19 protein-coding genes, 1 tRNA gene and 1 pseudogene are annotated in these 22,316 nt (G+C 55.1%); 12 read left to right on the forward strand and 9 right to left on the reverse strand.

Going from position 1 to position 22,316, the window contains the following annotated elements; all coding sequences use genetic code 11:
• Nucleotides 1-20: 20 nt before the first annotated feature.
• A complete protein-coding gene (locus tag AAIR21_RS16160; protein WP_168769597.1) occupies nucleotides 21-125 on the reverse strand; it encodes a pyrBI operon leader peptide in 105 nt (34 codons plus the stop codon).
• Between AAIR21_RS16160 and AAIR21_RS16165 the strand changes: the two are divergent.
• A pseudogene (locus AAIR21_RS16165) lies at nucleotides 105-222 on the forward strand (hypothetical protein). The gene AAIR21_RS16160 and the pseudogene AAIR21_RS16165 overlap by 21 nt on opposite strands.
• 3 nt (nucleotides 223-225) lie before the next feature.
• Here AAIR21_RS16165 and AAIR21_RS16170 read toward each other — a convergent pair.
• From AAIR21_RS16170 to arcA, 5 genes are all read right to left on the reverse strand, one after another.
• Entirely contained in the window at nucleotides 226-705 is a 480-nt protein-coding gene (locus AAIR21_RS16170) for an arginine repressor (RefSeq protein ID WP_025205741.1), read from the reverse strand.
• A gap of 80 nt (nucleotides 706-785) precedes the next feature.
• On the reverse strand, nucleotides 786-2,189 hold the full coding sequence (locus AAIR21_RS16175) for a YfcC family protein (protein ID WP_183516811.1): 1,404 nt from the start codon (nucleotides 2,187-2,189) through the stop codon (nucleotides 786-788).
• 46 nt (nucleotides 2,190-2,235) lie between these two features.
• The gene (gene argF / locus AAIR21_RS16180) at nucleotides 2,236-3,240 is read right to left on the reverse strand and encodes an ornithine carbamoyltransferase (protein ID WP_020885389.1); all 1,005 of its coding nucleotides are present in this window, start codon (nucleotides 3,238-3,240) and stop codon (nucleotides 2,236-2,238) included.
• Nucleotides 3,241-3,330: 90 nt separating this feature from the next.
• On the reverse strand, nucleotides 3,331-4,242 hold the full coding sequence (gene arcC, locus AAIR21_RS16185; protein WP_014168407.1) for a carbamate kinase: 912 nt from the start codon (nucleotides 4,240-4,242) through the stop codon (nucleotides 3,331-3,333).
• A 10-nt stretch (nucleotides 4,243-4,252) separates the two neighbouring features.
• Nucleotides 4,253-5,473 (reverse strand): arginine deiminase, encoded by a 1,221-nt coding sequence (gene arcA / locus AAIR21_RS16190; protein WP_020885388.1) that lies wholly within the window; start codon nucleotides 5,471-5,473, stop codon nucleotides 4,253-4,255.
• 675 nt (nucleotides 5,474-6,148) lie between these two features.
• Here arcA and AAIR21_RS16195 point away from each other — a divergent pair.
• The 5 genes from AAIR21_RS16195 (at nucleotide 6,149) to AAIR21_RS16215 (ending at nucleotide 13,059) form a co-directional block, all read left to right on the forward strand.
• Nucleotides 6,149-6,601, forward strand: a complete 453-nt coding sequence (locus AAIR21_RS16195; RefSeq protein ID WP_151887288.1) for a YhcH/YjgK/YiaL family protein — start codon at nucleotides 6,149-6,151, stop codon at nucleotides 6,599-6,601.
• A gap of 218 nt (nucleotides 6,602-6,819) precedes the next feature.
• Nucleotides 6,820-7,728: a 2-keto-3-deoxygluconate aldolase gene (gene yagE / locus AAIR21_RS16200; protein ID WP_032681837.1), complete on the forward strand. Its 909-nt coding sequence runs from the start codon at nucleotides 6,820-6,822 to the stop codon at nucleotides 7,726-7,728.
• Between the two features lie 14 nt (nucleotides 7,729-7,742).
• Nucleotides 7,743-9,710, forward strand: coding sequence for a xylonate dehydratase YagF (gene yagF, locus AAIR21_RS16205; RefSeq protein ID WP_063925713.1), 1,968 nt, complete (start codon nucleotides 7,743-7,745; stop codon nucleotides 9,708-9,710).
• 335 nt (nucleotides 9,711-10,045) lie between these two features.
• Nucleotides 10,046-11,428 carry an MFS transporter gene (locus AAIR21_RS16210; RefSeq protein WP_072126504.1) on the forward strand — a complete coding sequence of 461 codons (1,383 nt, stop codon included), beginning with the start codon at nucleotides 10,046-10,048 and terminating at the stop codon, nucleotides 11,426-11,428.
• Between the two features lie 11 nt (nucleotides 11,429-11,439).
• Complete coding sequence (locus tag AAIR21_RS16215) at nucleotides 11,440-13,059, forward strand: glycoside hydrolase family 43 protein (protein ID WP_183516810.1); 1,620 nt, start codon at nucleotides 11,440-11,442, stop codon at nucleotides 13,057-13,059.
• Between the two features lie 4 nt (nucleotides 13,060-13,063).
• Here AAIR21_RS16215 and xynR read toward each other — a convergent pair whose 3' ends face one another.
• From xynR to argL, 3 genes are all read right to left on the reverse strand, one after another.
• Nucleotides 13,064-13,822: a DNA-binding transcriptional repressor XynR gene (gene xynR, locus AAIR21_RS16220; RefSeq protein WP_025205733.1), complete on the reverse strand. Its 759-nt coding sequence runs from the start codon at nucleotides 13,820-13,822 to the stop codon at nucleotides 13,064-13,066.
• 133 nt (nucleotides 13,823-13,955) lie between these two features.
• Nucleotides 13,956-14,960, reverse strand: coding sequence for an ornithine carbamoyltransferase (gene argF, locus AAIR21_RS16225; RefSeq protein WP_020885382.1), 1,005 nt, complete (start codon nucleotides 14,958-14,960; stop codon nucleotides 13,956-13,958).
• Nucleotides 14,930-15,004 carry a putative translational regulatory protein ArgL gene (gene argL, locus AAIR21_RS16230; RefSeq protein WP_230075062.1) on the reverse strand — a complete coding sequence of 25 codons (75 nt, stop codon included), beginning with the start codon at nucleotides 15,002-15,004 and terminating at the stop codon, nucleotides 14,930-14,932. The genes argF (AAIR21_RS16225) and argL overlap by 31 nt, the downstream gene beginning before the upstream one ends.
• Nucleotides 15,005-15,124: 120 nt before the next feature.
• On the opposite strand from argL, the gene rraB reads away from it, so the two are divergent.
• From rraB to AAIR21_RS16260, 6 genes are all read left to right on the forward strand, one after another.
• Entirely contained in the window at nucleotides 15,125-15,550 is a 426-nt protein-coding gene (rraB, locus tag AAIR21_RS16235; RefSeq protein WP_014168417.1) for a ribonuclease E inhibitor RraB, read from the forward strand.
• Between the two features lie 46 nt (nucleotides 15,551-15,596).
• Entirely contained in the window at nucleotides 15,597-16,355 is a 759-nt protein-coding gene (gene miaE / locus AAIR21_RS16240) for a tRNA isopentenyl-2-thiomethyl-A-37 hydroxylase MiaE (protein WP_020885381.1), read from the forward strand.
• A gap of 30 nt (nucleotides 16,356-16,385) precedes the next feature.
• Nucleotides 16,386-17,114 (forward strand): hypothetical protein, encoded by a 729-nt coding sequence (locus AAIR21_RS16245; protein ID WP_020885380.1) that lies wholly within the window; start codon nucleotides 16,386-16,388, stop codon nucleotides 17,112-17,114.
• A 104-nt stretch (nucleotides 17,115-17,218) separates the two neighbouring features.
• Nucleotides 17,219-17,303, forward strand: a tRNA-Leu gene (locus AAIR21_RS16250).
• 198 nt (nucleotides 17,304-17,501) lie between these two features.
• Nucleotides 17,502-18,767 (forward strand): tyrosine-type recombinase/integrase, encoded by a 1,266-nt coding sequence (locus AAIR21_RS16255; RefSeq protein WP_434681525.1) that lies wholly within the window; start codon nucleotides 17,502-17,504, stop codon nucleotides 18,765-18,767.
• Nucleotides 18,768-19,322: 555 nt separating this feature from the next.
• A complete protein-coding gene (locus AAIR21_RS16260; RefSeq protein ID WP_434681528.1) occupies nucleotides 19,323-22,295 on the forward strand; it encodes a type I restriction endonuclease subunit R in 2,973 nt (990 codons plus the stop codon).
• Nucleotides 22,296-22,316 lie beyond the last annotated feature (21 nt).

A 22,316-nucleotide genomic window follows, 5' to 3' on the forward strand; every position in this document is an offset into this window, starting at 1 on the left:
GCCGGGCAAAAAAAAGCCCCTCAAATGAGGGGCTCTGGGAATAGATTGTGCAACGGGAAGAAAAACGGCAGGCCAGCGTCTGATTTCAGACGCGGTAAGACGTTATGTCGTACACGCTTGACCATGCTTCCTCCCGGCAAATTGTCGGGCATTATACGCAGCTCGATTTTCGGATCAAGGGGTTTAATGCACACTTTACTCAATGCAAACGGTTCTTTATGAATATTAATTCGTTCTGAGTAAATAATTAATTTGTTTATGCACCAGCGCAGTACGCTTCACCACCCGGGGTGCGACCCAGACGATACTGCTTCCGGCAACCACACCTAAAATTTCCGGTAACTGGTGATAATCCAGAATTCGCGCCACCGCACGGCCATATCCGGCCACGGTATGAACAAGGATAAATTCGCTATTATGCTCCACGCTCACCACCATTTCGGAAACGGTACGCGCGGCATCGGGGGCAGGGCGCAACTGAGGATTCAACGAATAAATCTTTAGCCCTTTGGCATTTCGAATTTTTATGACACCGAGCAATTTCAGCAGACGCGAAACGGTCGACTGGCTGATGCTGTCAAACCCTCTCTCCTGCAAATCGCGGCGGATTTCTTCCTGGGAGAGATAACTCTTTTCGGCGATCAGCTGCTGGCACACCGTTAGCTGCAGTTGTTCTCTGGGAGAGCAGTCTTCGTAATCCATCATATTTCCCATATCAGTTCCCGACATAACCGGTGGCACCGCACCGGTCCGTAGGCCGGACAGGCGCAGTGCCAGCCGGCAAATTACAACAAGGCACCCAGGCTTAACGCCACCATAATCACCACCGTCAGGATCGCCAGCAGCGGCGCAACCCATTTCAGGTAACGCACGTAAGGCACACGGGCAATCGCCAGACCGCCCATCACAACCGCTGAGGTCGGCGTGACCAGGTTAACGATGCCGGAGGCCGACTGGTAAGCCGTAACCACCAGGTCGCGGTTGACGTTAGCGAAATCAGCAAGGGGTGCCATGATCGGCATCGTCAGAACGGCCAGGCCGGACGAAGAAGGCACAAGAAACGACAGCACGACCTCAAGCCAGTACATCACGTTGATAAACGCCACCGTGGACAACCCGCTGACCAGCCCTTCCGCGCTGTGCAAAATGGTGTGGGTAATCATGCCCTTATCCATAATGACTACGATACCGCGCGCAATGCCGATAATCAGCGCGACGCCCAGCAAATCTCGCGCGCCGTTGATAAACGTCGAGGTCAGCTCCTCTTCGCTCATACGGGCAATCAGCCCGACGATAATGGCGCTGGCCAAAAATACCGCCGAGATCTCCGCCATCCACCAGCCCAGCACCGCTACGCCGTAGATCATCACCGCGAAGGCGAGGGCGAAGATCACCAGAATGATTTTGCGCACCGGGGTAAATTCCAGCGACTGCTCGCCTTTATTGCCGAGGAAGTGGGCGAGGTTCTCTTCCTGCTTGTCTGCGACGATGGAGCATGACGGATCCAGCCGCACTTTACGGGCATAGCGCATCACCCATGCCACGCAAATGATCCAGCCGATCACCAGCAGCGCCACGCGCAGGGCGATACCGTTGGTGAACGGGATCCCGGCGGCGTTAGCGGCGATCACCGTGGCAAACGGGTTGATGGTGGAGCCGAGCGTGCCGATCCCCGCCCCGAGCAGCACGGTGGATGCAGCGACAACCGGATCGAAACGGGCGGCCAGCATTACCGGGACCAGCAGGGTATAAAAGGGCAGGGACTCTTCGGCCATGCCGTAAATGGTGCCGCCAGCCGCGAACAGCGCCATCAGGATCGGGATCATCCACTCTTCACGTCCGCGAAGGCGGGTGGTTACGCGCTCGATCCCGGCGTCGATCGCCCCGGTTTTGGTGACGATCCCGAGAAATCCCCCGATGATCAGGATAAACAGCGCGACGTCGATCGCCCCGGCCTGGCCGGAAACGGGATCGTACAACCCGGCAATGGGGGCCATCAGTACGGAAACCAGCCCCTGCGGATGCGCCGCCACGTGCGCGTACGTTCCGGCAATCGGCACTTCTTTACCGAGGGTTTCATTCATTGCCATCTGATACTGACCGGCAGGCACGACCCAGCTCAGTGCCGCCACAACGGCAATCAGAAAAAAGAGAATGGTGTAAGCGGAGGGAAACTTGAACTTGCCCATGATGTTCTCCTGTACCCGGCGCACCCCGTGGCGCGCCGGGCGGTGATTAGTCGCCGAGTGTCGCCACCATGACCGCTTTAATGGTGTGCATGCGGTTCTCTGCTTCGTCAAAGACGATTGAGTTCGGTGATTCGAAGACCTCTTCCGTCACCTCCAGCCCTTTCAGGCCGTAGGCCATCTCGATTTCACGGCCGACTTTGGTGTGTTCGTTGTGGAACGCCGGCAGGCAGTGCATGAACTTGACGTTCGGGTTGCCGGTGGCTTTCATCACCTGGGCGTTAATCTGGTAAGGCTTCATCAGGCTGACGCGCTCGGCCCAGGCCTCTTTCGGCTCGCCCATCGAGACCCACACGTCGGTGTAGAGGAAATCGGCACCGTGTACGCCTTCCTCCACGTCGTCGGTGAGCGTGATGCGTGCGCCGGTCTCTTTGGCGATGGCGCGGCACTGCTCAACCAGCCCGGCTTCCGGCCAGAACGATTTCGGTGCGACGAGGCGGATATCCATCCCCATTTTGGCGGCACCGACCATCAGGGAGTTGCCCATGTTATTCCGCGCGTCGCCAAGGTAGGCAAAGCTCAGGTCCGGCAGAGTTTTGCCCGGGGCATGCTCCAGCATGGTCATCAGGTCGGCGAGGATCTGCGTGGGGTGAAACTCGTCGGTCAGGCCGTTCCACACCGGCACGCCCGCATACTCGCCCAGCTCTTCCACGATGGCCTGGCCGTAGCCGCGATACTCGATGCCGTCGTACATCCGCCCCAGCACGCGGGCGGTGTCTTTCATCGACTCCTTGTGGCCAATCTGCGAGCCGCTTGGGCCGAGGTAGGTCACCTGTGCGCCCTGGTCAAAGGCACCGACTTCAAAAGCGCAGCGGGTGCGCGTGGACGTTTTTTCAAAAATCAGGGCGATGTTTTTCCCGACCAGGGTTTGTTTTTCACGTCCGGCTTTTTTGGCGGCTTTGAGTTCGATGGCCAGGTCGATCAGGTACTGGATTTCTGCTGGGGTGTAGTCCAGCAGTTTGAGGAAGTTACGGTTTTTCAGATTGATGGTCATTGGGTCGTCCCTTTTAAAATGGTGTTGTCTGGTGCCCTCACCCCGACCCTCGCCCACAGGGAGAGAGGGAAGGTGAGGGGAAAATACGGTTCAGTGGCGAATCAACGTGCCTTTCTCGCCCGCCAGAATGTCTGCCCCGTCGGCCAGCGCGCCGATCCCGGCGATGCCGTTGCAGGCCTCGACAAACTCGCGGCAGGCGGCCACTTTTGGCCCCATCGAACCGGCGTCAAACTGCATGCCCCTGAGCAGTTCCGGCGTGACCTGTGCCAGCGGACGCTGGGTTGGTTTGCCCCAGTCGAGGTACACCGCGTCGGCATCGGTCAGGATCAGCAGGGCATCGGCTTCAATCTGGCGCGCCAGCAGGGCGGCAGAGAGGTCTTTGTCGATCACCGCTTCAATGCCGTGATACCCATTGGCGTTTTCCACCACCGGCACGCCGCCGCCGCCGTTGCAGATCACCAGGTGATCGCGCTGTATCAGTGCCGTGATGGCGTCGCTCTCAACGATGCGTTTCGGCTGTGGAGAGGGAACCACCCGGCGGAAATAGCTGCCGTCGGCCTTGAACACCCAGCCTTTCTCCGCCTGCAGCGTTTTTGCCTGGGCTTCGCTGTAGACCGGGCCGATGTATTTGGTCGGGTTGGTAAACGCCGGATCGGCGGCGTCCACTTCCACCTGGGTGAGCAGGACGCTCACCTCACGCTGGGGCAGATTGTTTTTCAGCGCCTGCTGGAGCATGTAGCCAATCATTCCCTGACTTTCGGCGCCGAGGATGTCCAGCGGGTAGGGGGTGACTTTGTCGTACGCGCTGTTTTGCAGCGCCAGCAGCCCAACCTGCGGCCCGTTGCCGTGAACCAGTACCACGCGCCACTGTTCCGTCAGCCCGGCGATAGTGCGGGCCGCTAGCTCGATGTTCTGGCGCTGGATCTCCGCTTCCAGCGGCTCGCCGCGTTTCAGCAATGCGTTACCGCCAAGCGCCACAACCAGAGTGGGTTTTCGTTCCATGATGGCTCCTTTAAATTCCGTCGCGTTCCAGTGGGCAGCTCATGCAGCGCGCGCCGCCGCGGCCGCGTCCCAGTTCGTCACCCGGGATAGGCAGCACGGTGATACCCGCTTTGTCATATTTCTCGTTGGTCCAGACGTTACGCTCGTAGCCAATCACCACGCCCGGGCGGATGGTCAGCACGTTATTCGCGTCATTCCACTGTTCGCGTTCGGCTTCAAAGGCGTCGCCGCCGGTGGTGATCAGGCGTACCTGATTAATGCCGAGCGCTTTTTCAATGGCGTGCAGCAGATCCGTTTCCTGGGTGCGCAGCAGGCCACCGCGGCCGTCCGGGGTGAGCGTCCAGCACTGAGCGTCTTTGCGCACCACTTCCGGGTAGACGGAGAAGGTGTCCACGTCGATGTGGGTCATGACGGTATCGAGGTGCATGCAGGAGCGGTGTTTTGGCAGTTCCACAGCGATGACGCGCTCGGCCTGGCGGTGTTTGAACAGGCTATTGGCGAGGAACTCAACGCCCTGCGGCGTGGTGCGTTCAGACATGCCGATTAACACTGCGCCGCGGCCAATAACTAATACGTCGCCGCCCTCTAACGTGGCGTGGTCGTAATTAATGTTTTCATCGCCGAAATACTTAATAAAATCGCCATCGGCAAATGCAGGGTGCCAGCGATATATGGCCCGGAGATTATTGGTTTCACGCTGGCGGGCCGCTTTGGCCATCGGGTTAATTGACACGCCGTTATAAATCCAGCACGAGGTATCGCGGGTAAATAAATGGTTAGGCAGTGGCTTCATAATAAAATCATTTGCCGTGTGGGTATCCACCACCATATTTTTAAAGGCCGCCGGAATTTCACCGTAGGTTAATCCGCCGCTTAATCTGCGTGCCAGTTCGCGGTGTGGCATATCTGCCAGCCAGCCGCGCACGTCGCCGGCAAAGGTTGGCCCGAGGCGATAGTCTGATATTTGCGTCTCCAGCAGCCAGGTTTTGGCCTCCGCAATATCAAGCGTTTGCGTGAGAAGGTCGGTCAACAGCAGGACTTCCACACCCTGTTCGCGCAGGGTGTTAGCGAAGATGTCATGCTCTTCACCCGCCCGCTCAACCGAGAGCACATCATCGAATAGCAGCTCCTGGCAGTTCGATGGCGTTAAACGTTTCAGACTTAAATTTGGGCGGTGCAGCATAACGCTACGCAATTGACCAATTTCAGAACCGACGTAATGCTTTTCCATAATTATTCCTTTAACTGTTTTTCAGAATAAAAAGGGCATGCGCCATGTGATGTCTTTATTTACATGGCGGCTAAGCTCAATTGATTTCGAGATTTATAGTAGGCGCTTAAATAATGAATATTGTGACGTCGCTCACGTGAGAATGGCTATTAAGCAGTTTGTTTTCATTTGCATGATTCGTATCAGATAATGATTAATTTGATTATATTTGCGGGTGAATAGCTAAGCAGGATCCGTTGGCATTATTTGGAGTTGTTATTATTTTGTAGAATTTAATGTTTTGACATATTTAGTTATGCCATTGATTTTAATGATAATTAAACGGCGCGCAGAATGACTATGCACTATTATCCATTAACTATTTTTGACTTAAGAAAAATCAATAAATAATTATGGGATTTAATAGCAAATTACCAAAATGATAAAGTGTGAAGTCACAGAGAGTTTTGCTATGAAGCGTATACGATCAGTAAGTTAGCATCACGGCCTGAAAGCGGAGGGCTGAGGTTATGCATAAAGACTGCATAAATGCCTGTGAGCGATTAACAGTGGAGTAACACATTTCCCGATAAACATGCGCTCGCGCAAAACTCATCGAAAAAGCAGTGGTAGGACAGTCTGAATTCTCGTATAAAAGATTAAAATGAAACGCTGTTTTATATTGAGGGTTTATTTATGATCGCTGGCAACATCCATCATCTGCAGTCCTGGCTACCTGAAGAACTGCGTCAGGCTATCGAGTACGTCAAGGCGCACGTTACCGATGCTACCCCCTGTGGCAAACACGACATCGACGGCAACAGCCTGTTTTATCTGGTGTCTGAAGATATGACCCAGCCGTTTGCCGAGCGCCGCGCTGAGTATCACGCCCGCTATCTGGATATTCAGATAATCATGAAAGGCCAGGAGGGGATGACCTTCAGTACCCTGCCGCACGGTACGCCGGATACCGACTGGCTGGCGGATAAAGACATCGCGTTTTTGCCCGATGGCGGGCAGGAGAAAACGGTGGTGTTAAGTGAAGGTGATTTTGTGGTGTTCTATCCGGGCGAAGTGCACAAGCCGCTGTGCGCGGTGGGCGCGCCTGCGAAGGTGCGTAAAGTGGTGGTGAAAATGCTGGTGGGGTAAGCCCTGTTAGCGTAAGAGAAGGGTGAAACGTTCCCTCTTCCGGTGGGAGAGGGTGAAAGCATCAGGCCGCAGCCCGTCATTATGTGATCCAGCTTAGATTTTCCGCACTCCCTCATCGCCTCCCATTTACCTGCGCTTTTTCTGCGTCATAGTATGATCGTTAAATTAATGAACGATGTTCTATAATGTAGAACAAAATAATTCAGCAAGGAGATCTCATGCCGCAGACCGCGTTGTTCACGGGAATCATCCCCCCTGTCTCCACCATCTTTACCGCCGATGGACAGCTTGATAAACACGGCACCGCCGCGTTGATCGACGACCTGATCGCCGCAGGCGTCGATGGCCTGTTCTTTTTGGGCAGCGGCGGCGAGTTCTCCCAGCTAAACGCCGAAGAGCGTAAAACCATTGCCCGGTTTGCTATCGATCATGTCGATCGCCGGGTGCCGGTGCTGATTGGCACCGGTGGCACCAACGCCCGGGAAACCCTTGAACTGAGCCAGCATGCGCAGCAGGCCGGCGCCGACGGGATCGTGGTGATCAACCCGTACTACTGGAAAGTGTCCGAAGCGAATCTGATCCGCTATTTCGAACAGGTGGCAGACAGCGTCACGCTGCCGGTAATGCTGTATAACTTCCCGGCGCTGACCGGGCAGGATCTGACTCCGGCGCTGGTCAAAACCCTGGCCGACTCGCGGAGCAATATTGTCGGCATCAAAGACACGATCGATTCCGTCGCCCATCTGCGCAGCATGATTCACACCGTCAAATCTGCTCATCCGCACTTCACGGTGCTGTGCGGCTATGACGATCATCTGTTTAATACCCTGCTGCTGGGGGGCGATGGCGCGATCTCGGCCAGCGGTAACTTTGCTCCGCAGGTGTCAGTGAATCTGCTGAAGGCCTGGCGTGACCAGGAGGTGGCGAAGGCGGCCGAATACCACCAGATCCTGCTGCAAATACCGCAGATGTATCAGCTTGATACGCCGTTTGTGAACGTCATTAAAGAGGCGATTGTGCTGTGCGGCCGCCCGATCTCCACGTACGTGCTGCCGCCCGCGTCGCCACTGGATGAACCGCGTAAGGCGCAGCTGAAAACCCTGTTGCAACAGCTCAAGCTCTGCTGAGCCGGAAGACGACGATGACCATTGAGAAAATTTTTACCCCACAGGACGATGCGTTTTATGCCGTCATCACCCATGCGGCCGGGCCGCAGGGGGCGCTGCCGCTGACCCCGCAAATGCTGATGGAATCCCCCAGCGGTAACCTGTTTGGCATGACGCAAAACGCCGGTATGGGCTGGGACGCCAACAAGCTGACCGGCAAAGAGGTGCTAATTATCGGTACGCAGGGGGGCATTCGCGCCGGGGACGGGCGACCTGTTGCGCTGGGCTACCACACCGGGCACTGGGAGATTGGCATGCAGATGCAGGCGGCGGCGAAGGAGATCACCCGTAATGGTGGGATCCCGTTTGCGGCCTTCGTCAGCGATCCGTGCGACGGACGCTCTCAGGGCACCCACGGCATGTTCGACTCCCTGCCGTACCGTAATGACGCGGCGATCGTGTTTCGTCGTCTGATCCGCTCCCTGCCGACGCGGCGCGCGGTGATCGGTGTGGCAACCTGCGATAAAGGGCTGCCCGCGACCATGATTGCGCTGGCCTCCATGCATGATCTGCCGACCATTCTGGTGCCGGGTGGGGCGACGCTGCCGCCGACCGTGGGGGAAGATGCCGGAAAAGTGCAGACCATTGGTGCGCGTTTCGCTAACCATGAGCTGTCGCTGCAGGAGGCTGCCGAGCTGGGGTGCCGCGCCTGTGCATCACCCGGTGGCGGCTGTCAGTTTCTCGGCACCGCGGGAACGTCACAGGTGGTGGCCGAAGCGCTGGGTCTGGCGCTGCCGCACTCCGCGCTCGCCCCGTCCGGGCAGGCCGTGTGGCTGGAGATTGCCCGTCAGTCTGCGCGGGCGGTGAGCGAGCTGGATAACCGTGGGATCACGACCCGCGATATCCTGACCGACAAAGCCATTGAAAACGCCATGGTGCTTCACGCGGCGTTTGGCGGCTCCACCAACCTGCTGCTGCACATCCCGGCGATTGCCCATGCGGCGGGCTGCACCATTCCGGATGTGGCGCACTGGACGCGCATCAACCGTAAGGTTCCGCGTCTGGTGAGCGTGCTGCCAAACGGCCCGGACTACCACCCGACGGTGCGTGCTTTCCTGGCGGGCGGCGTGCCGGAGGTTATGCTCCATTTGCGCAAGCTGGGGCTGCTGCATGAAGATGCCATGACCGTTACCGGCCAGACGGTCGGGGAGAACCTCGACTGGTGGGAAAACTCAGCGCGTCGGGCGCGTTTTCGTCAGTGCCTGCGCGAGCAGGACGGCGTCGATCCGGATGACGTGATCCTGCCGCCTGAACGCGCCCACGCGAAAGGCCTGACCTCGACGGTCTGCTTCCCGACCGGCAATATCGCGCCCGAAGGGTCGGTGATCAAAGCCACGGCCATCGACCCGTCTGTTGTGGATGACGATGGCGTTTACCGCCATACCGGACGGGTGCGGGTGTTTGTCTCTGAAGCGCAGGCTATTAAGGCCATCAAGCAGGAGGCGATCCAGCAGGGCGATATTATGGTGGTGATTGGCGGAGGCCCGTCCGGCACCGGCATGGAAGAGACCTACCAGCTGACTTCCGCGCTAAAACATATCTCGTGGGGCAAGACGGTATCGTTGATCACCGATGCGCGCTTCTCGGGGGTATCAACCGGGGCGTGCTTCGGCCATGTGTCGCCGGAAGCGCTGGCAGGTGGCCCCATCGGCAAGCTGCGCGACAACGATATCATTGAGATCAGCGTCGACCGCCTGTCCTTAACGGGCAGCGTTAACTTTATCGGCACGGCGGAACAGCCGCTGAGGCCGGAAGAGGGGGCGCGCGTGCTGGCGTCGCGTCCGGTGCATCCTGACCTGCACGCCCACGCATTTTTGCCGGACGATACCCGCCTGTGGGCGGCTCTGCAGTCGGTGAGCGGCGGCACCTGGAAAGGGTGTATTTATGACACCGATAAAATCATCGAGGTAATTAACGCCGGTAAAAAAGCGCTCGGTCTTTAATTATATTTCTGGCTCTTGTCGTCTACGGAAAATATTCCGTGGACGGCTTTTGCATGTCTGTTTTTTATTATTGCGTAAATAATCTAATTACATGAAAAGAAAGGTCTTTAAATGATATCAGGATGTCGAGTGGCGTCACAAAAGCAAAATATCATAATTCAGAAATAAGATATGACCATTGTCGGTTAATTGAACACTTAATTACACTCTATTAACACGATGTTGTGAATTCAGCACACGAAATAAGGGTGTATTCCTGATGATGCACCGGGCATTTATTTGCCTGAATCAGGACCCTGGCGTTTGCACTGTTCCACGTACTGCCGTTGGGGGTAATGATGCAATTAACCATGAAAGATAAAATTGGCTACGGGCTGGGTGACACCGCCTGCGGCTTTGTCTGGCAGGCCACCATGTTCCTGCTGGCCTATTTCTATACCGACGTGTTTGGCCTGTCGGCGGGCATTATGGGGACGCTGTTTTTAGTTTCCCGCGTGCTGGATGCCGTCACCGATCCGCTGATGGGGCTGCTGGTTGACCGCACACGCACGCGTCACGGCCAGTTCCGTCCGTTCCTGCTGTGGGGCGCGATCCCGTTTGGGATTGTCTGCGTGTTGACCTTCTACACGCCGGACTTCTCCGCGCAGGGTAAAATCATCTACGCCTGCATAACCTACATTCTGCTGACCCTGGTTTACACCTTCGTTAACGTCCCTTACTGCGCCATGCCGGGCGTCATCACCGCTGACCCGAAAGAGCGCCACGCGCTGCAGTCCTGGCGCTTTTTCCTCGCGGCGGCGGGATCGCTGGCCATCAGTGGCATTGCGCTGCCGCTGGTGAGCATCATTGGTAAAGGCGATGAGCAGGTCGGCTATTTCGGCGCCATGTGCGTGCTGGGGCTGAGCGGCGTGGTGCTGCTCTACGTCTGCTTCTTCACCACCAAAGAGCGCTACACCTTTGAGGTGCAGCCGGGGTCGTCGGTGTCGAAAGACCTCAAGCTTCTGTTCGGCAATACCCAGTGGCGCATTATGTGTGCGTTCAAGATGATGGCGACCTGCTCCAACGTGGTCCGCGGCGGGGCGACGCTCTACTTCGTGAAATACGTCATGGATCACCCGGAGATGGCGACGCAGTTTCTGCTTTACGGCAGCCTCGCCACCATGTTTGGTTCGCTCTGCTCATCCCGCCTGCTGGGGCGCTTTGACCGGGTGACCGCCTTCAAGTGGATAATCGTGGCCTACTCCCTGATCAGCCTGCTGATTTTCTTCATCCCGGCCGAACATATCGCCCTGATTTTCGCCCTTAACATTCTGTTCCTGTTCGTCTTTAACACCACCACGCCTCTGCAGTGGCTGATGGCCTCTGACGTGGTGGATTACGAGGAGAGCCGCAGTGGACGCCGCCTCGACGGGCTGGTGTTCTCCACCTACCTGTTCAGCCTGAAGATCGGTCTGGCGATTGGCGGCGCGGTGGTGGGCTGGATCCTGGCGTATGTGAACTACTCCGCCAGCAGCAGCGTGCAGCCGGTCGAAGTGCTGACCACCATTAAAATTCTGTTCTGCGTGGTGCCGGTGGTGCTCTACGTGGGCATGTTCATCATGCTGTCGTTCTACAAACTCACCGACGCCCGCGTGGCGGCCATCAGCCAGCAGCTGATTAAGCACCGTGCAACGCAGGGTGACGCCGTGCCCGACGCTGCGACAGCCGCATCCCATTAACAGGAGGCAACATGACAACGATAACAAACCCGATCCTCACCGGCTTCAACCCGGACCCGTCCCTGTGCCGTCAGGGGGAGGATTACTACATCGCCACCTCGACGTTTGAATGGTTTCCGGGCGTGCGCATCTACCACTCCCGCGACATGAAGAACTGGTCGCTGGTCAGCACGCCGCTGGACAGGGTGTCGATGCTGGACATGAAGGGCAACCCGGACTCCGGCGGCATCTGGGCGCCGTGCCTGAGCTACGCCGATGGCCAATTCTGGCTACTGTACACCGACGTGAAAATTGTCGATTCGCCGTGGAAAAATGGCCGTAACTTCCTCGTCACTGCGCCCTCCATCGAGGGGCCGTGGAGCGAACCAATCCCGATGGGCAACGGAGGGTTTGACCCGTCGCTGTTCCACGACGACGATGGCCGCAAATACTATCTCTACCGGCCGTGGGGGCCGCGCCATCACAGCAACCCGCATAACACCATCGTGATGCAGGAGTTTGACCCGCAGACCGGCACCCTTTCGCCCGAGCGCAAAACCCTGTTTACCGGCACGCCGCTCTGCTACACCGAAGGGGCGCACCTTTATCGTAAAGAGGGCTGGTACTACCTGATGGTCGCCGAAGGTGGCACCAGCTATGAACACGCGGTGGTGGTGCTGCGCTCAAAAACGCTCGACGGGCCGTACGAGCTGCATCCGGACGTGACGATGATGACCAGCTGGCATCTGCCGGAGAACCCGCTGCAGAAGAGCGGCCACGGCTCGCTGCTGCAGACCCACACCGGGGAGTGGTATATGGCCTACCTCACCAGCCGACCGCTGCGCCTGCCGGGCATACCGCTGCTGGCCTCGGGCGGGCGCGGCTACTGCCCGCTGGGACGCGAGACCGGCATTGCGCGCATCGAATGGCGCGACGGCTGGCCGTACGTTGACGGCGGCAAACACGCGCAGCTGACCGTCCCCGGCCCGCAGATAGCGGAGCAGCCCGCCGCCTCCCGGGACCGCTGGCGGGAGGATTTCGACGGCAGCACGCTTGACCCGGAGCTGCAGACCCTGCGCATTCCGTTCGACGACACCCTCGGCTCGCTCAGCGTGCGCCCGGGGTATTTGCGGCTTTACGGCAACGACTCGCTTAACTCGACCTTTACCCAGTCGACCGTGGCACGCCGCTGGCAGCACTTCGCCTTCCGGGCAGAGACGCGCATGCAGTTCTCGCCGGTTCACTTCCAGCAGAGCGCCGGGCTGACCTGCTACTACAACAGTAAAAACTGGAGCTACTGCTTTGTGGACTACGAGGAGGGGCAGGGCAGAACGATCAAAGTGATCCAGCTTGACCACAACGTGCCGTCGTGGCCGCTGCATGAACAGCCGATCCCGGTACCGGACAGCGCAGAGAGCATCTGGTTACGGGTTGACGTCGACACCCTGGTTTACCGTTACAGCTACTCGTTTGACGGTGAGACGTGGCACACCGTGCCGGTGACGTATGAAGCGTGGAAACTGTCGGATGACTACATCGGTGGGCGCGGCTTCTTTACCGGCGCGTTTGTCGGCCTGCACTGCGAAGACATCAGCGGTGACGGCTGCCACGCTGACTTTGATTACTTCACCTACGAACCGCTCACGAAATAGCGGCTCAGGCCGGGTAACCCAGCGCGCGTGAGAGCTGGAGCCCGGCCTGCTGAAGCTGCTCGCGGAAGCTGGCCAGTTCGGCGTCATCCACCCGCGACGTCAGCGTCGACAGACTCAGGGCGGCAATCACGCGGGATTCATGGTTCCACACCGGTACCGCCACGCAGCGCACGCCCTGCTCGTTCTCTTCGCGGTCGAAGGCGTAACCCTGCTCGCGGGTCTTTGCGAGGGCCTCCAGCAACGCGTCGCGGGAGGCAAGGGTGGAAGGGGTATAGGTAGTGTACTGATAGCCCTCAAGCAGGGCGTTCAGCTCGGCCTCGCCAAGCCAGGCAATCAACACCTTGCCGATGGCGGTGGCGTGAACCGGCAGCCGACGACCAATGCGCGAATAGGCGATAGCCGCCAGCTTGCCTTCAATCTTCTCGATATAAACGCCTTCACGGCCGTCCAGGATCCCCAGATGGGTGGTCTGCCCGGTACGCTGCGACAGCTCCGTCAGCCAGCCTTTCGCCTTCTGACGAATATCGATTGAGCCCACCACAAAATGACCGCGCTCAACCAGCTTCATGCCGAGGCGATATTTACCGTTTTCCGGATTCTGATCGATATAGCCGTGAAGCTGCAGGGTTTTCAGCAGCGAGTGGAGGGTACTTTTGCTCAGCCCCATCAGTTTGCTGATGTCGGTGATCTTAAGCTCGGTGGCCTGCTCGTTAAACAGGTCGAGGATCTGCAACGCACGTTCAACAGACTGAATAATCGGCATAATGCTGGTATGTCCACGCAGGAATTAAGGCGAAAACGTACCTTTTTCAGGCGGAAAAATCAATGAAGCGGCGCCGGTTTACGCCCTCTCCCTGTGGAAGAGGGCCGGGGTGAGGGCACAAGACTACAGAGGATCACTCCCCAAGCGTCGCCACCATCACCGCCTTAATGGTATGCATCCGGTTTTCCGCCTGGTCAAACACAATGCTCGCCGCCGATTCAAACACCTCGTCTGTCACTTCCATTCCGCCATGCAGATCGAACTCTTTCGCCATCTGCTTACCCAGTGTGGTCTGGTCGTCATGGAATGCCGGCAGACAGTGCAGGAACTTCACGTCCGGGTTACCGGTCAGCGCCATCATCTGCGCGTTCACCTGATACCCGCGCAGCAGGGCAATCCGCTCGGCCCACTTCTCTTTGGCCTCGCCCATCGACACCCACACATCGGTATAGATGAAGTCCGCCCCTTTCACGCCGGCCGCGACCTCTTCCGTCAGGGTGATCTTCCCGCCATTCTTCTCCGCCAGCGCGCTGCACTCCGCCACCAGGCGCTCTTCCGGCCAGCAGGCTTTCGGTGCCACCAGACGCAGATCCAGCCCGGTTAACGCTGCCGCTTCCAGCATCGAGTTACCCATGTTGTTACGCGCATCGCCCGCATAAACCAGCGTCATCTCGTTAAACGCTTTGCCCGGCAGGTGCTCCTGCATGGTCAGCAGGTCCGCCAGCAGCTGCGTCGGATGGAACTCGTTGGTCAGCCCGTTCCACACCGGCACGCCTGCATACTGCGCCAGCGTTTCGACCACGTCCTGGCCGTGACCGCGATACTGAATGCCATCGTACATCCGCCCGAGTACCCGCGCGGTGTCCTTAATTGATTCTTTATGCCCAATCTGGCTGCCGCTCGGCCCTAAATACGTGACGCGCGCGCCCTGGTCAAATGCGGCAACTTCGAAAGAGCATCGTGTACGGGTTGAGTCTTTTTCGAAGATGAGCGCGATGTTTTTGCCAGTAAGCTTTTGTACTTCCTTACCCTTTTTTTTATCGGCTTTAAGCTGAGCGGCAAGGGTCAGCAGGGAATTGAGCTGTGCAGGGGTAAAATCGAGCAATTTCAGAAAGTGTTTCTTGTACAGAACAGACATTTTATCCTCACATGGCAAACGCCACTTATTGAATTAAAATTCACTTTATATGTCTAATTATTCATTTGCAACCCCGTTTCACAAATCTTTCCAACAAAGGTGGAGGCAAACCCGTCCGTGTGTGAAAATAGAAGTATCTGCCGCACTTTAAAGAGGAATGAGCCATGGCAAACCCGGAACACCTGGAAGAGCAACGCGAAGAGACGCGCCTGATTATCGAAGAACTGCTGGAAGACGGTAGCGATCCGGACGCGCTGTACACCATCGAGCACCATTTCTCTGCTGACGATTTCGACGCGCTGGAAAAACTGGCGGTAGAGGCTTTCAAACTGGGTTACGAAGTGACCGAGCCGGAAGAGCTGGAAGTGGAAGAGGGCGACACCGTCATCTGCTGCGATATTCTGAGCGAAGGCGCGCTGAAAGCAGAACTGATCGACGCTCAGGTCGAACAGCTGATGAACCTGGCCGAGAAGTTTGAAGTGGAATACGACGGCTGGGGAACCTACTTCGAAGATCCGAACGGTGAAGACGGCGAAGAAGGCGACGACGAAGATTTCATCGACGAAGACGACGACGGCGTGCGTCACTAAGCGTTTCAGGCGGTGGCGCGCGCCACCGCTTTTTCAAGGCAGAACCATGGATTACCCGCAGATACTCGCCCCTGTTCTTACCTTCCTCCAGTGCCCGACCCCGCAAGCATGGATTGATAAAGCCCGCGACCCGGCGAACCTGCCGCTGCTGCTCACCGACCACATGGTGTGCGAGCTCAAGGCCGCCCAGACCGCGCTGCTGCTGGTGCGCAAATACGTCGCCGATGAAAGCGGTGCCGACGTGCTGCTCGACTGGCTCAGACCCTACGAAGCGTTCACCTTCCGCGAAGGCCCGGAACCGGATTTTGTGGCCCTGCATAAGCAGATTAGCAAAAGCGTCATGCCCAAAACCGACGACCCGTGGGGCCAGGCGCTTATCGACAGCATGGTGCTGCTGATCAAAGAAGAGTTGCACCACTTCTGGCAGGTGCGCGAGGCGATGCTGGCGCGCGACATTCCGTACGTCAAAATCACCGCCAGCCGCTACGCCAAAGGGATGCTGAAAGCGGTGCGCACGCACGAACCGCTGACGCTTATCGACAAGCTCATCTGCGGTGCCTACATCGAAGCCCGCTCCTGCGAGCGTTTCGCCGCGCTGGCCCCGTTCCTCGACGACGATCTGCAGAAGTTTTATCTCTCGCTGCTGCGCTCGGAAGCGCGCCACTATCAGGACTACCTGACGCTTGCCCAACAGGTGAGCGACGACGATATCTCACCGCGCATACAGCTTTTTGGCGAAATTGAAGCCACACTTATCTCGACACCGGACAATGAGTTTCGCTTTCACAGCGGCGTGCCGGTGTAAACCGGCATAGCGAAAAGAAAAGGATGCGAGATGAATAAAACGTGGATCCGTATAGTCGTGGTGACTCTCCTGGCCGCCGTCGTGGCGTTCTGGGTCTACTTCGACAAACAACGCCAGCACACCCCCGAACAGCAGCTTGATACCACCCTCAACGCAATGCCCGCCTGGCAGGTGATTAAAGAGCAGGAGCCTGTGCTTCATCAGCGCATTCTTGACCAGATGGCGGCCCTGCAAAAAGCCGGCGAGCCGGAGCAGAAGATTATCGACACCATCCAGCCGCAGATCCTGCATCTGCAGATGTCGCGCCTGCAAAACGCGCCGGACGCTAACGTGGTGAACTATATGACGATCAACATGGAGCAGACCGCCGCCATCCAGAAGGTGAGCGACGACGCCTGTTTCCGCTTCCTCTACCCCGCGGTGAAAGGGGGCGTCAACCCGATGCGCATGCTGGATAAAGACCTGATGACGCGGCGCATGCAGGCCGACGCCGACATGATGCGCGCGGCCTATGGCAAAAACCGCCACACCGTGACCCCGGAAGAACGCGAAGCCGCGGTGACGGATGTCCGCCCGATTATGAAAACGCTGGCCGACAAGTACGGCGAGGACATCCAGCTGCTGCAGATGCCGGAGAAGGCGGTGGGCAAAGAGAAGCTCTCCTGCGACATGGTGCAGGAGATGTGGGCGAAGGTGCTGGCGCTGCCAGAGCAGAAGGCGGCAGGCGTGATTCGGCTGGCGGTTTCCGAGGTAGAATGACAGGGCGCTGGTTTTTTGGGCACTTAGCGTAGGTTTAGCGCGTCGCCGCTTGCATGGCGGCGCGCGACAGGTATAATCCACAACGTTTCCGCATCCCCTTCAGTGCCGAAGTGGCGAAATCGGTAGACGCAGTTGATTCAAAATCAACCGTAGAAATACGTGCCGGTTCGAGTCCGGCCTTCGGCACCATCGGAACATCAATAGACGTCAACGGACGTCTTTTTTTGTGCCCGAAATCCAGTATCCGCAAGGCGTTCCTCGCTTTTTCACTCAACCTAAGTCAACCTGATTCAATCTACATCAACTTACTGATGCGGGTACAACTGCGGGTATATCCCGGTTCGATAATGTTTGTACCCACACAGAACCCTTGAAAGGATACTCATCATGGCTCTGAGTGATGTGAAGGTTCGTTCGGCAAAGCCTGAAGCAAAAGCCTACAAACTGGCTGACGGTGAAGGCATGGTTTTGCTGGTTCACCCTAACGGCTCCAAATACTGGCGACTGCGTTATCGCTTCGGTGGTAAAGAGAAGATGCTGGCGCTGGGGAAATACCCTGAAGTGTCGTTGGCGGATGCCAGAGCGCGCCGGGACGAAGCCCGTAAGCTGTTAGCTAATGGTGTTGATCCCAGTGAGAACAAGAAAGCTGTTAAGGTGGAGCAGGAGCAAGAGGCGATAACGTTTGAAGTGGTTGCAAGAGACTGGCACGCCAGCAATCAGAAGTGGTCTGCATCACATAGCGCTCGTGTATTGAAAAGTCTCGAAGATAATCTCTTTGCTGCCATCGGTAAGCGAAACATTGCTGAACTGAAGACTCGGGAGCTACTTGTACCCATCAAAGCCGTCGAGTCATCCGGGCGTCTTGAAGTTGCCGCCCGTTTACAACAGCGCACTACCGCGATTATGCGCTTTGCCGTTCAGAGCGGCTTAATCGACTACAATCCCGCCCAAGAGATTGCTGGTGCGGTTGCTACGGCGAAAAGACAGCATCGTGCTGCATTAGAACTTAACCGCATTCCTGAATTACTACATCGCATTGATCATTACTCTGGCAGACCGTTAACCCGACTGGCTGTTGAACTCACGTTGTTGGTTTTCATCCGTTCAAGCGAGCTGCGTTTTGCACGTTGGACAGAAGTGGATTTTGAAACGGCCATGTGGACGATCCCCGGTGAGCGTGAAGCGCTGGACGGTGTTAAATATTCACAGCGTGGTTCAAAGATGCGGACGCCCCATCTTGTTCCTTTGTCGCGGCAGGCTCTAGACATTTTGGAAAAGATCAAAAGCATGAGTGGGAATCGAGAGCTGATTTTTGTAGGTGATCATGATCCGCGTAAACCCATGAGCGAGAATACGGTGAACAAGGCTTTGCGAGTGATGGGGTATGACACGAAAACGGAAGTGTGTGGGCATGGTTTCAGGACGATGGCTTGCAGTTCGTTAATTGAGTCTGGATTATGGTCCAGGGATGCTGTGGAGCGGCAGATGAGTCATCAGGAACGTAGCTCAGTGCGGGCAGCTTATATTCATAAGGCGGAGCATCTGGGGGAGAGGAGGTTGATGTTGCAGTGGTGGGCGGATTATCTGGATGCGAACCGGGAGAAGGGAGTTAATCCGTTTGATTTTGCTAAAATTAGTAACCCATTGCAATGATTTATAACCTTATTTAGTTGAGTAGTCATACTCTGTCTTTTGATTCAAAACGGGTAATATTGCTAATGGCTTGGTCACCTTCTTTTAGTTAGTCATAATTTAGACAAATACCCGCCTATGGCGAACTAGAGGGGCTATATGGCGGGTGAAAAGTTATATGTGGCTGAAATTAATATGAATTATTTTGAGAGCAATGGTTTTATTCAGTCAATCAGTACCCATTGTGTTTAGTAGCGTTGCAATGCAAAATGCATTACATTTACAAGCCCTAGTTCTGCGGGTTCCGCTTATGACACGCCTTAAAGATGAAACACTTTCTATACGCACATCTGCCGACATTAAACAACTTCTTCGCCAAGCTGCTGAACGTGAACGTCGCTCTGTTGCTTCTATGATCGAGATTTTGGTTGTGAATTATGCGAAGACACACGGGCTAACGCCGGATCAATCTAAAACTAACACTGCTGAGTAGTTCACTTTTAATGCCTCATTCCACGAAACAGCAGCTTGGTCAAAGCACAAAAGTAAAGTGATACTGAGGCGAGGGATTCACAGATGGGTACGACCGAAAACCAAATTGAGCTGGATCTTATTGCCCGGCTGGCTGAACTAAAATATACACTCCGACCGGACATTCGTGATCGAGCTTCCCTCGAAAAAAATTTCCGGGAGAAGTTCGAAGCTCTCAATAAGGTGCATTTGACCGATAGTGAGTTCCAGCGCCTTCTCGATACCATTATTACACCTGATGTGTACAACGCAGCTCAGACACTACGCAATATCAACAGCTTCGAGCGCGATGATGGAACACCACTGAACTACAGTCTGGTTAACATTCGTGACTGGTGTAAGAACGATTTCGAGGTTGTGAATCAGTTACGCATTAACACCGAGAACAGCCATCACCGCTATGATGTAATGCTGCTCATAAATGGTGTTCCAGTGGTGCAGATTGAGCTTAAAACGCTGTCTGTTAGCCCACGCCGTGCTATGCAGCAAATCGTGGATTACAAAACCGATCCTGGCAATGGTTACGGAAAGACACTGCTGTGTTTCATTCAGCTCTTCATCGTCAGCAACCGTACTGATACTTGGTACTTCGCTAACAATAATGCGCGACATTTTAGCTTTAATGCCGATGAACGCTTTCTGCCGGTTTACCAGTTCGCAAGTGAAGATAACAAAAAAATTACCCTGCTAGAGAGCTTCGCCAATAAGTTCTTAGCCAAATGTACACTGGGACAAATGATCAGCCGTTATATGGTTTTGGTTGCCAGTGAACAGAAACTTTTGATGATGCGCCCGTACCAAATCTATGCGGTCAAAGCTATCGTCGAATGCATTCATCAGAATTGCGGAAACGGCTACATCTGGCATACCACAGGTTCAGGCAAGACGCTGACTTCTTTCAAAGCATCCACTTTGCTCAAAGACAATCCAGACATTGAAAAATGCCTTTTTGTAGTGGATCGTAAAGACTTGGATCGCCAGACCCGGGAAGAATTTAACCGTTTTCAGGAAGGCTGCGTAGAAGAAAACACCAATACTGAAACACTGGTGCGTCGACTTTTGTCCGACGACTATGCTGATAAGGTTATTGTTACGACTATTCAGAAGTTGGGTCTGGCGCTGGACGGAACAAATAAACGTAACTACAAAGAGCGTCTGGAGCCATTACGAGACGCCCGTATAGTGTTTATTTTCGATGAATGCCACCGTTCGCAATTTGGCGAAAATCACAAGGCTATAAAAGAATTTTTCCCGAACGCCCAGCTTTTTGGCTTCACAGGGACGCCCATCTTTGAGTCGAATGCCAGCTACCAACAAATCGAAGGCCAGCAAGCTAGCCTACGTACCACTCAAGACTTATTTGATCGGTGTTTGCACCAGTACACCATTACTCATGCTATCGAAGATCGCAACGTCTTACGCTTTCACATAGACTATTTCAAACCCGAAGGAAAGAATCCACCTAAGCCCGGCGAAGGGATAGCTAAATCTAAGGTTATCGAAACCATTCTTTCCAAGCACGATTCTGCTACCAACGGACGCAAATTTAACGCTGTTCTGGCTACAGCTAGCATCAACGACGCCATCGAATATTTTGAGTTATTTTCCAGCATTCAGATACAAAATGCGGAAAAAGAGGCTGAATTCCGAACATTGAACATAGCATGCGTGTTTTCCCCACCTTCTGAAGGTAACAAAGACGTTCAGCAGATACAGGAAGATCTGCCTCAGGAGAAAGAAGATAACCAGCAAGATCCTGAAGGTAAGAAAGCTGCACTTACTCGTATCATTGCCGATTACAATGCCCGTTTCGGGACCAATCATCGGATAAGCGAATTTGATTCTTACTATCAGGACGTACAAAAGCGCATCAAGGATCAGCAGTATCCCAACACAGACTTATCTGCCGCGCAAAAAATTGACATCACCATCGTAGTGGACATGCTGCTTACAGGATTTGACTCCAAATACCTTAATACATTGTACGTGGACAAAAATCTCAAACACCATGGTTTAATTCAGGCATTCTCACGAACTAACCGTGTTCTCAATGATACCAAGCCATACGGCAACATTCTCGATTTTCGTCAACAACAGAAATCGGTAGAAGGGGCCATTGCGCTCTTTTCTGGTGAGCAAATTGATAACCCGCGTGAGATCTGGTTGGTAGATGCCGCGCCAAAAGTGATTGATAATCTGCAAAATGCCACGCAAAAGCTGGCCGATTTTATGCGATCACAGGGACTGACTAATGCACCGGAAGAAGTAGCCAACCTTAAAGGTGATGTCGCTAGAGCGCAATTTGTAAATCTGTTCAAGGATGTTCAGAGACTCAAAACTCAGCTTGACCAATATACTGATCTTTCTGAAGAGCAGAAGCAACAGATTGAGAGCATAGTACCGTCAGATCAATTGCAAGGATTCAAGGGCGTATATCTGGAAACAGCCAAACGATTGAAGGAACAACAAGATAAAGACCAGACACCACCAGAAGTGCAACAACTCGATTTTGAGTTTGTACTCTTTGCTTCTGCAGTTATTGATTATGACTACATCATGGGGCTAATTGCTAACCTGACTCAGCAGAAACCAGGTAAGCTCACTCTTAACCGCGAAGAACTCATTGGCCTGATCCAGTCTGATGCCAAGTTTATCGACGAGCGTGAAGATATTGCTGAGTACATCCGTGGCCTGCCGGTAAATGAAGCATTAAACGAAAAACAGATTCGAACGGGTTTTGAACACTTCAAGGCAGAGAAGAAGGTGAAAGAACTCAGTGACATTGCCGCCCGACACGAACTTGCACCTGATGCTTTACAGGTTTTTGTTGATGAAATTCTGCGTCGCCGTATCTTCGACGGCGAACGCCTTTCCGAATTAATGGCCTCGTTGAATCTGGGCTGGAAAGCGCGCACGCAGAAGGAGCTGGCTCTGATGGAGGAGTTGGCACCGTTGCTGCACAAATTGGCACAGGGACGAGAGATCACGGGACTATCAGCCTATGAGGAAGGGAAATAATGTCATTACCTCGGGAGAAAG

This window comes from Enterobacter sp. PTB (assembly GCF_051130085.1).
Lineage (GTDB): Bacteria > Pseudomonadota > Gammaproteobacteria > Enterobacterales > Enterobacteriaceae > Enterobacter > Enterobacter ludwigii.

Excerpts from the sequence above, each read along its gene's own strand:
- AAIR21_RS16210 (WP_072126504.1), top strand. The coding sequence starts at position 10,046 with ATGATGCAATTAACCATGAAAGATAAAATTGGCTACGGGCTGGGTGAC.
- argF (WP_020885382.1), bottom strand. The coding sequence starts at position 14,960 with ATGTCTGTTCTGTACAAGAAACACTTTCTGAAATTGCTCGATTTTACC.
- yagF (WP_063925713.1), top strand. The coding sequence starts at position 7,743 with ATGACCATTGAGAAAATTTTTACCCCACAGGACGATGCGTTTTATGCC.
- xynR (WP_025205733.1), bottom strand. The coding sequence starts at position 13,822 with ATGCCGATTATTCAGTCTGTTGAACGTGCGTTGCAGATCCTCGACCTG.
- AAIR21_RS16195 (WP_151887288.1), top strand. The coding sequence starts at position 6,149 with ATGATCGCTGGCAACATCCATCATCTGCAGTCCTGGCTACCTGAAGAA.
- AAIR21_RS16175 (WP_183516811.1), bottom strand. The coding sequence starts at position 2,189 with ATGGGCAAGTTCAAGTTTCCCTCCGCTTACACCATTCTCTTTTTTCTG.
- AAIR21_RS16160 (WP_168769597.1), bottom strand. The coding sequence starts at position 125 with ATGGTCAAGCGTGTACGACATAACGTCTTACCGCGTCTGAAATCAGAC.
- miaE (WP_020885381.1), top strand. The coding sequence starts at position 15,597 with ATGGATTACCCGCAGATACTCGCCCCTGTTCTTACCTTCCTCCAGTGC.
- AAIR21_RS16255 (WP_434681525.1), top strand. The coding sequence starts at position 17,502 with ATGGCTCTGAGTGATGTGAAGGTTCGTTCGGCAAAGCCTGAAGCAAAA.
- AAIR21_RS16260 (WP_434681528.1), top strand. The coding sequence starts at position 19,323 with ATGGGTACGACCGAAAACCAAATTGAGCTGGATCTTATTGCCCGGCTG.
- yagE (WP_032681837.1), top strand. The coding sequence starts at position 6,820 with ATGCCGCAGACCGCGTTGTTCACGGGAATCATCCCCCCTGTCTCCACC.
- AAIR21_RS16215 (WP_183516810.1), top strand. The coding sequence starts at position 11,440 with ATGACAACGATAACAAACCCGATCCTCACCGGCTTCAACCCGGACCCG.
- AAIR21_RS16170 (WP_025205741.1), bottom strand. The coding sequence starts at position 705 with ATGATGGATTACGAAGACTGCTCTCCCAGAGAACAACTGCAGCTAACG.
- rraB (WP_014168417.1), top strand. The coding sequence starts at position 15,125 with ATGGCAAACCCGGAACACCTGGAAGAGCAACGCGAAGAGACGCGCCTG.
- arcC (WP_014168407.1), bottom strand. The coding sequence starts at position 4,242 with ATGGAACGAAAACCCACTCTGGTTGTGGCGCTTGGCGGTAACGCATTG.
- argF (WP_020885389.1), bottom strand. The coding sequence starts at position 3,240 with ATGACCATCAATCTGAAAAACCGTAACTTCCTCAAACTGCTGGACTAC.
- arcA (WP_020885388.1), bottom strand. The coding sequence starts at position 5,473 with ATGGAAAAGCATTACGTCGGTTCTGAAATTGGTCAATTGCGTAGCGTT.
- AAIR21_RS16245 (WP_020885380.1), top strand. The coding sequence starts at position 16,386 with ATGAATAAAACGTGGATCCGTATAGTCGTGGTGACTCTCCTGGCCGCC.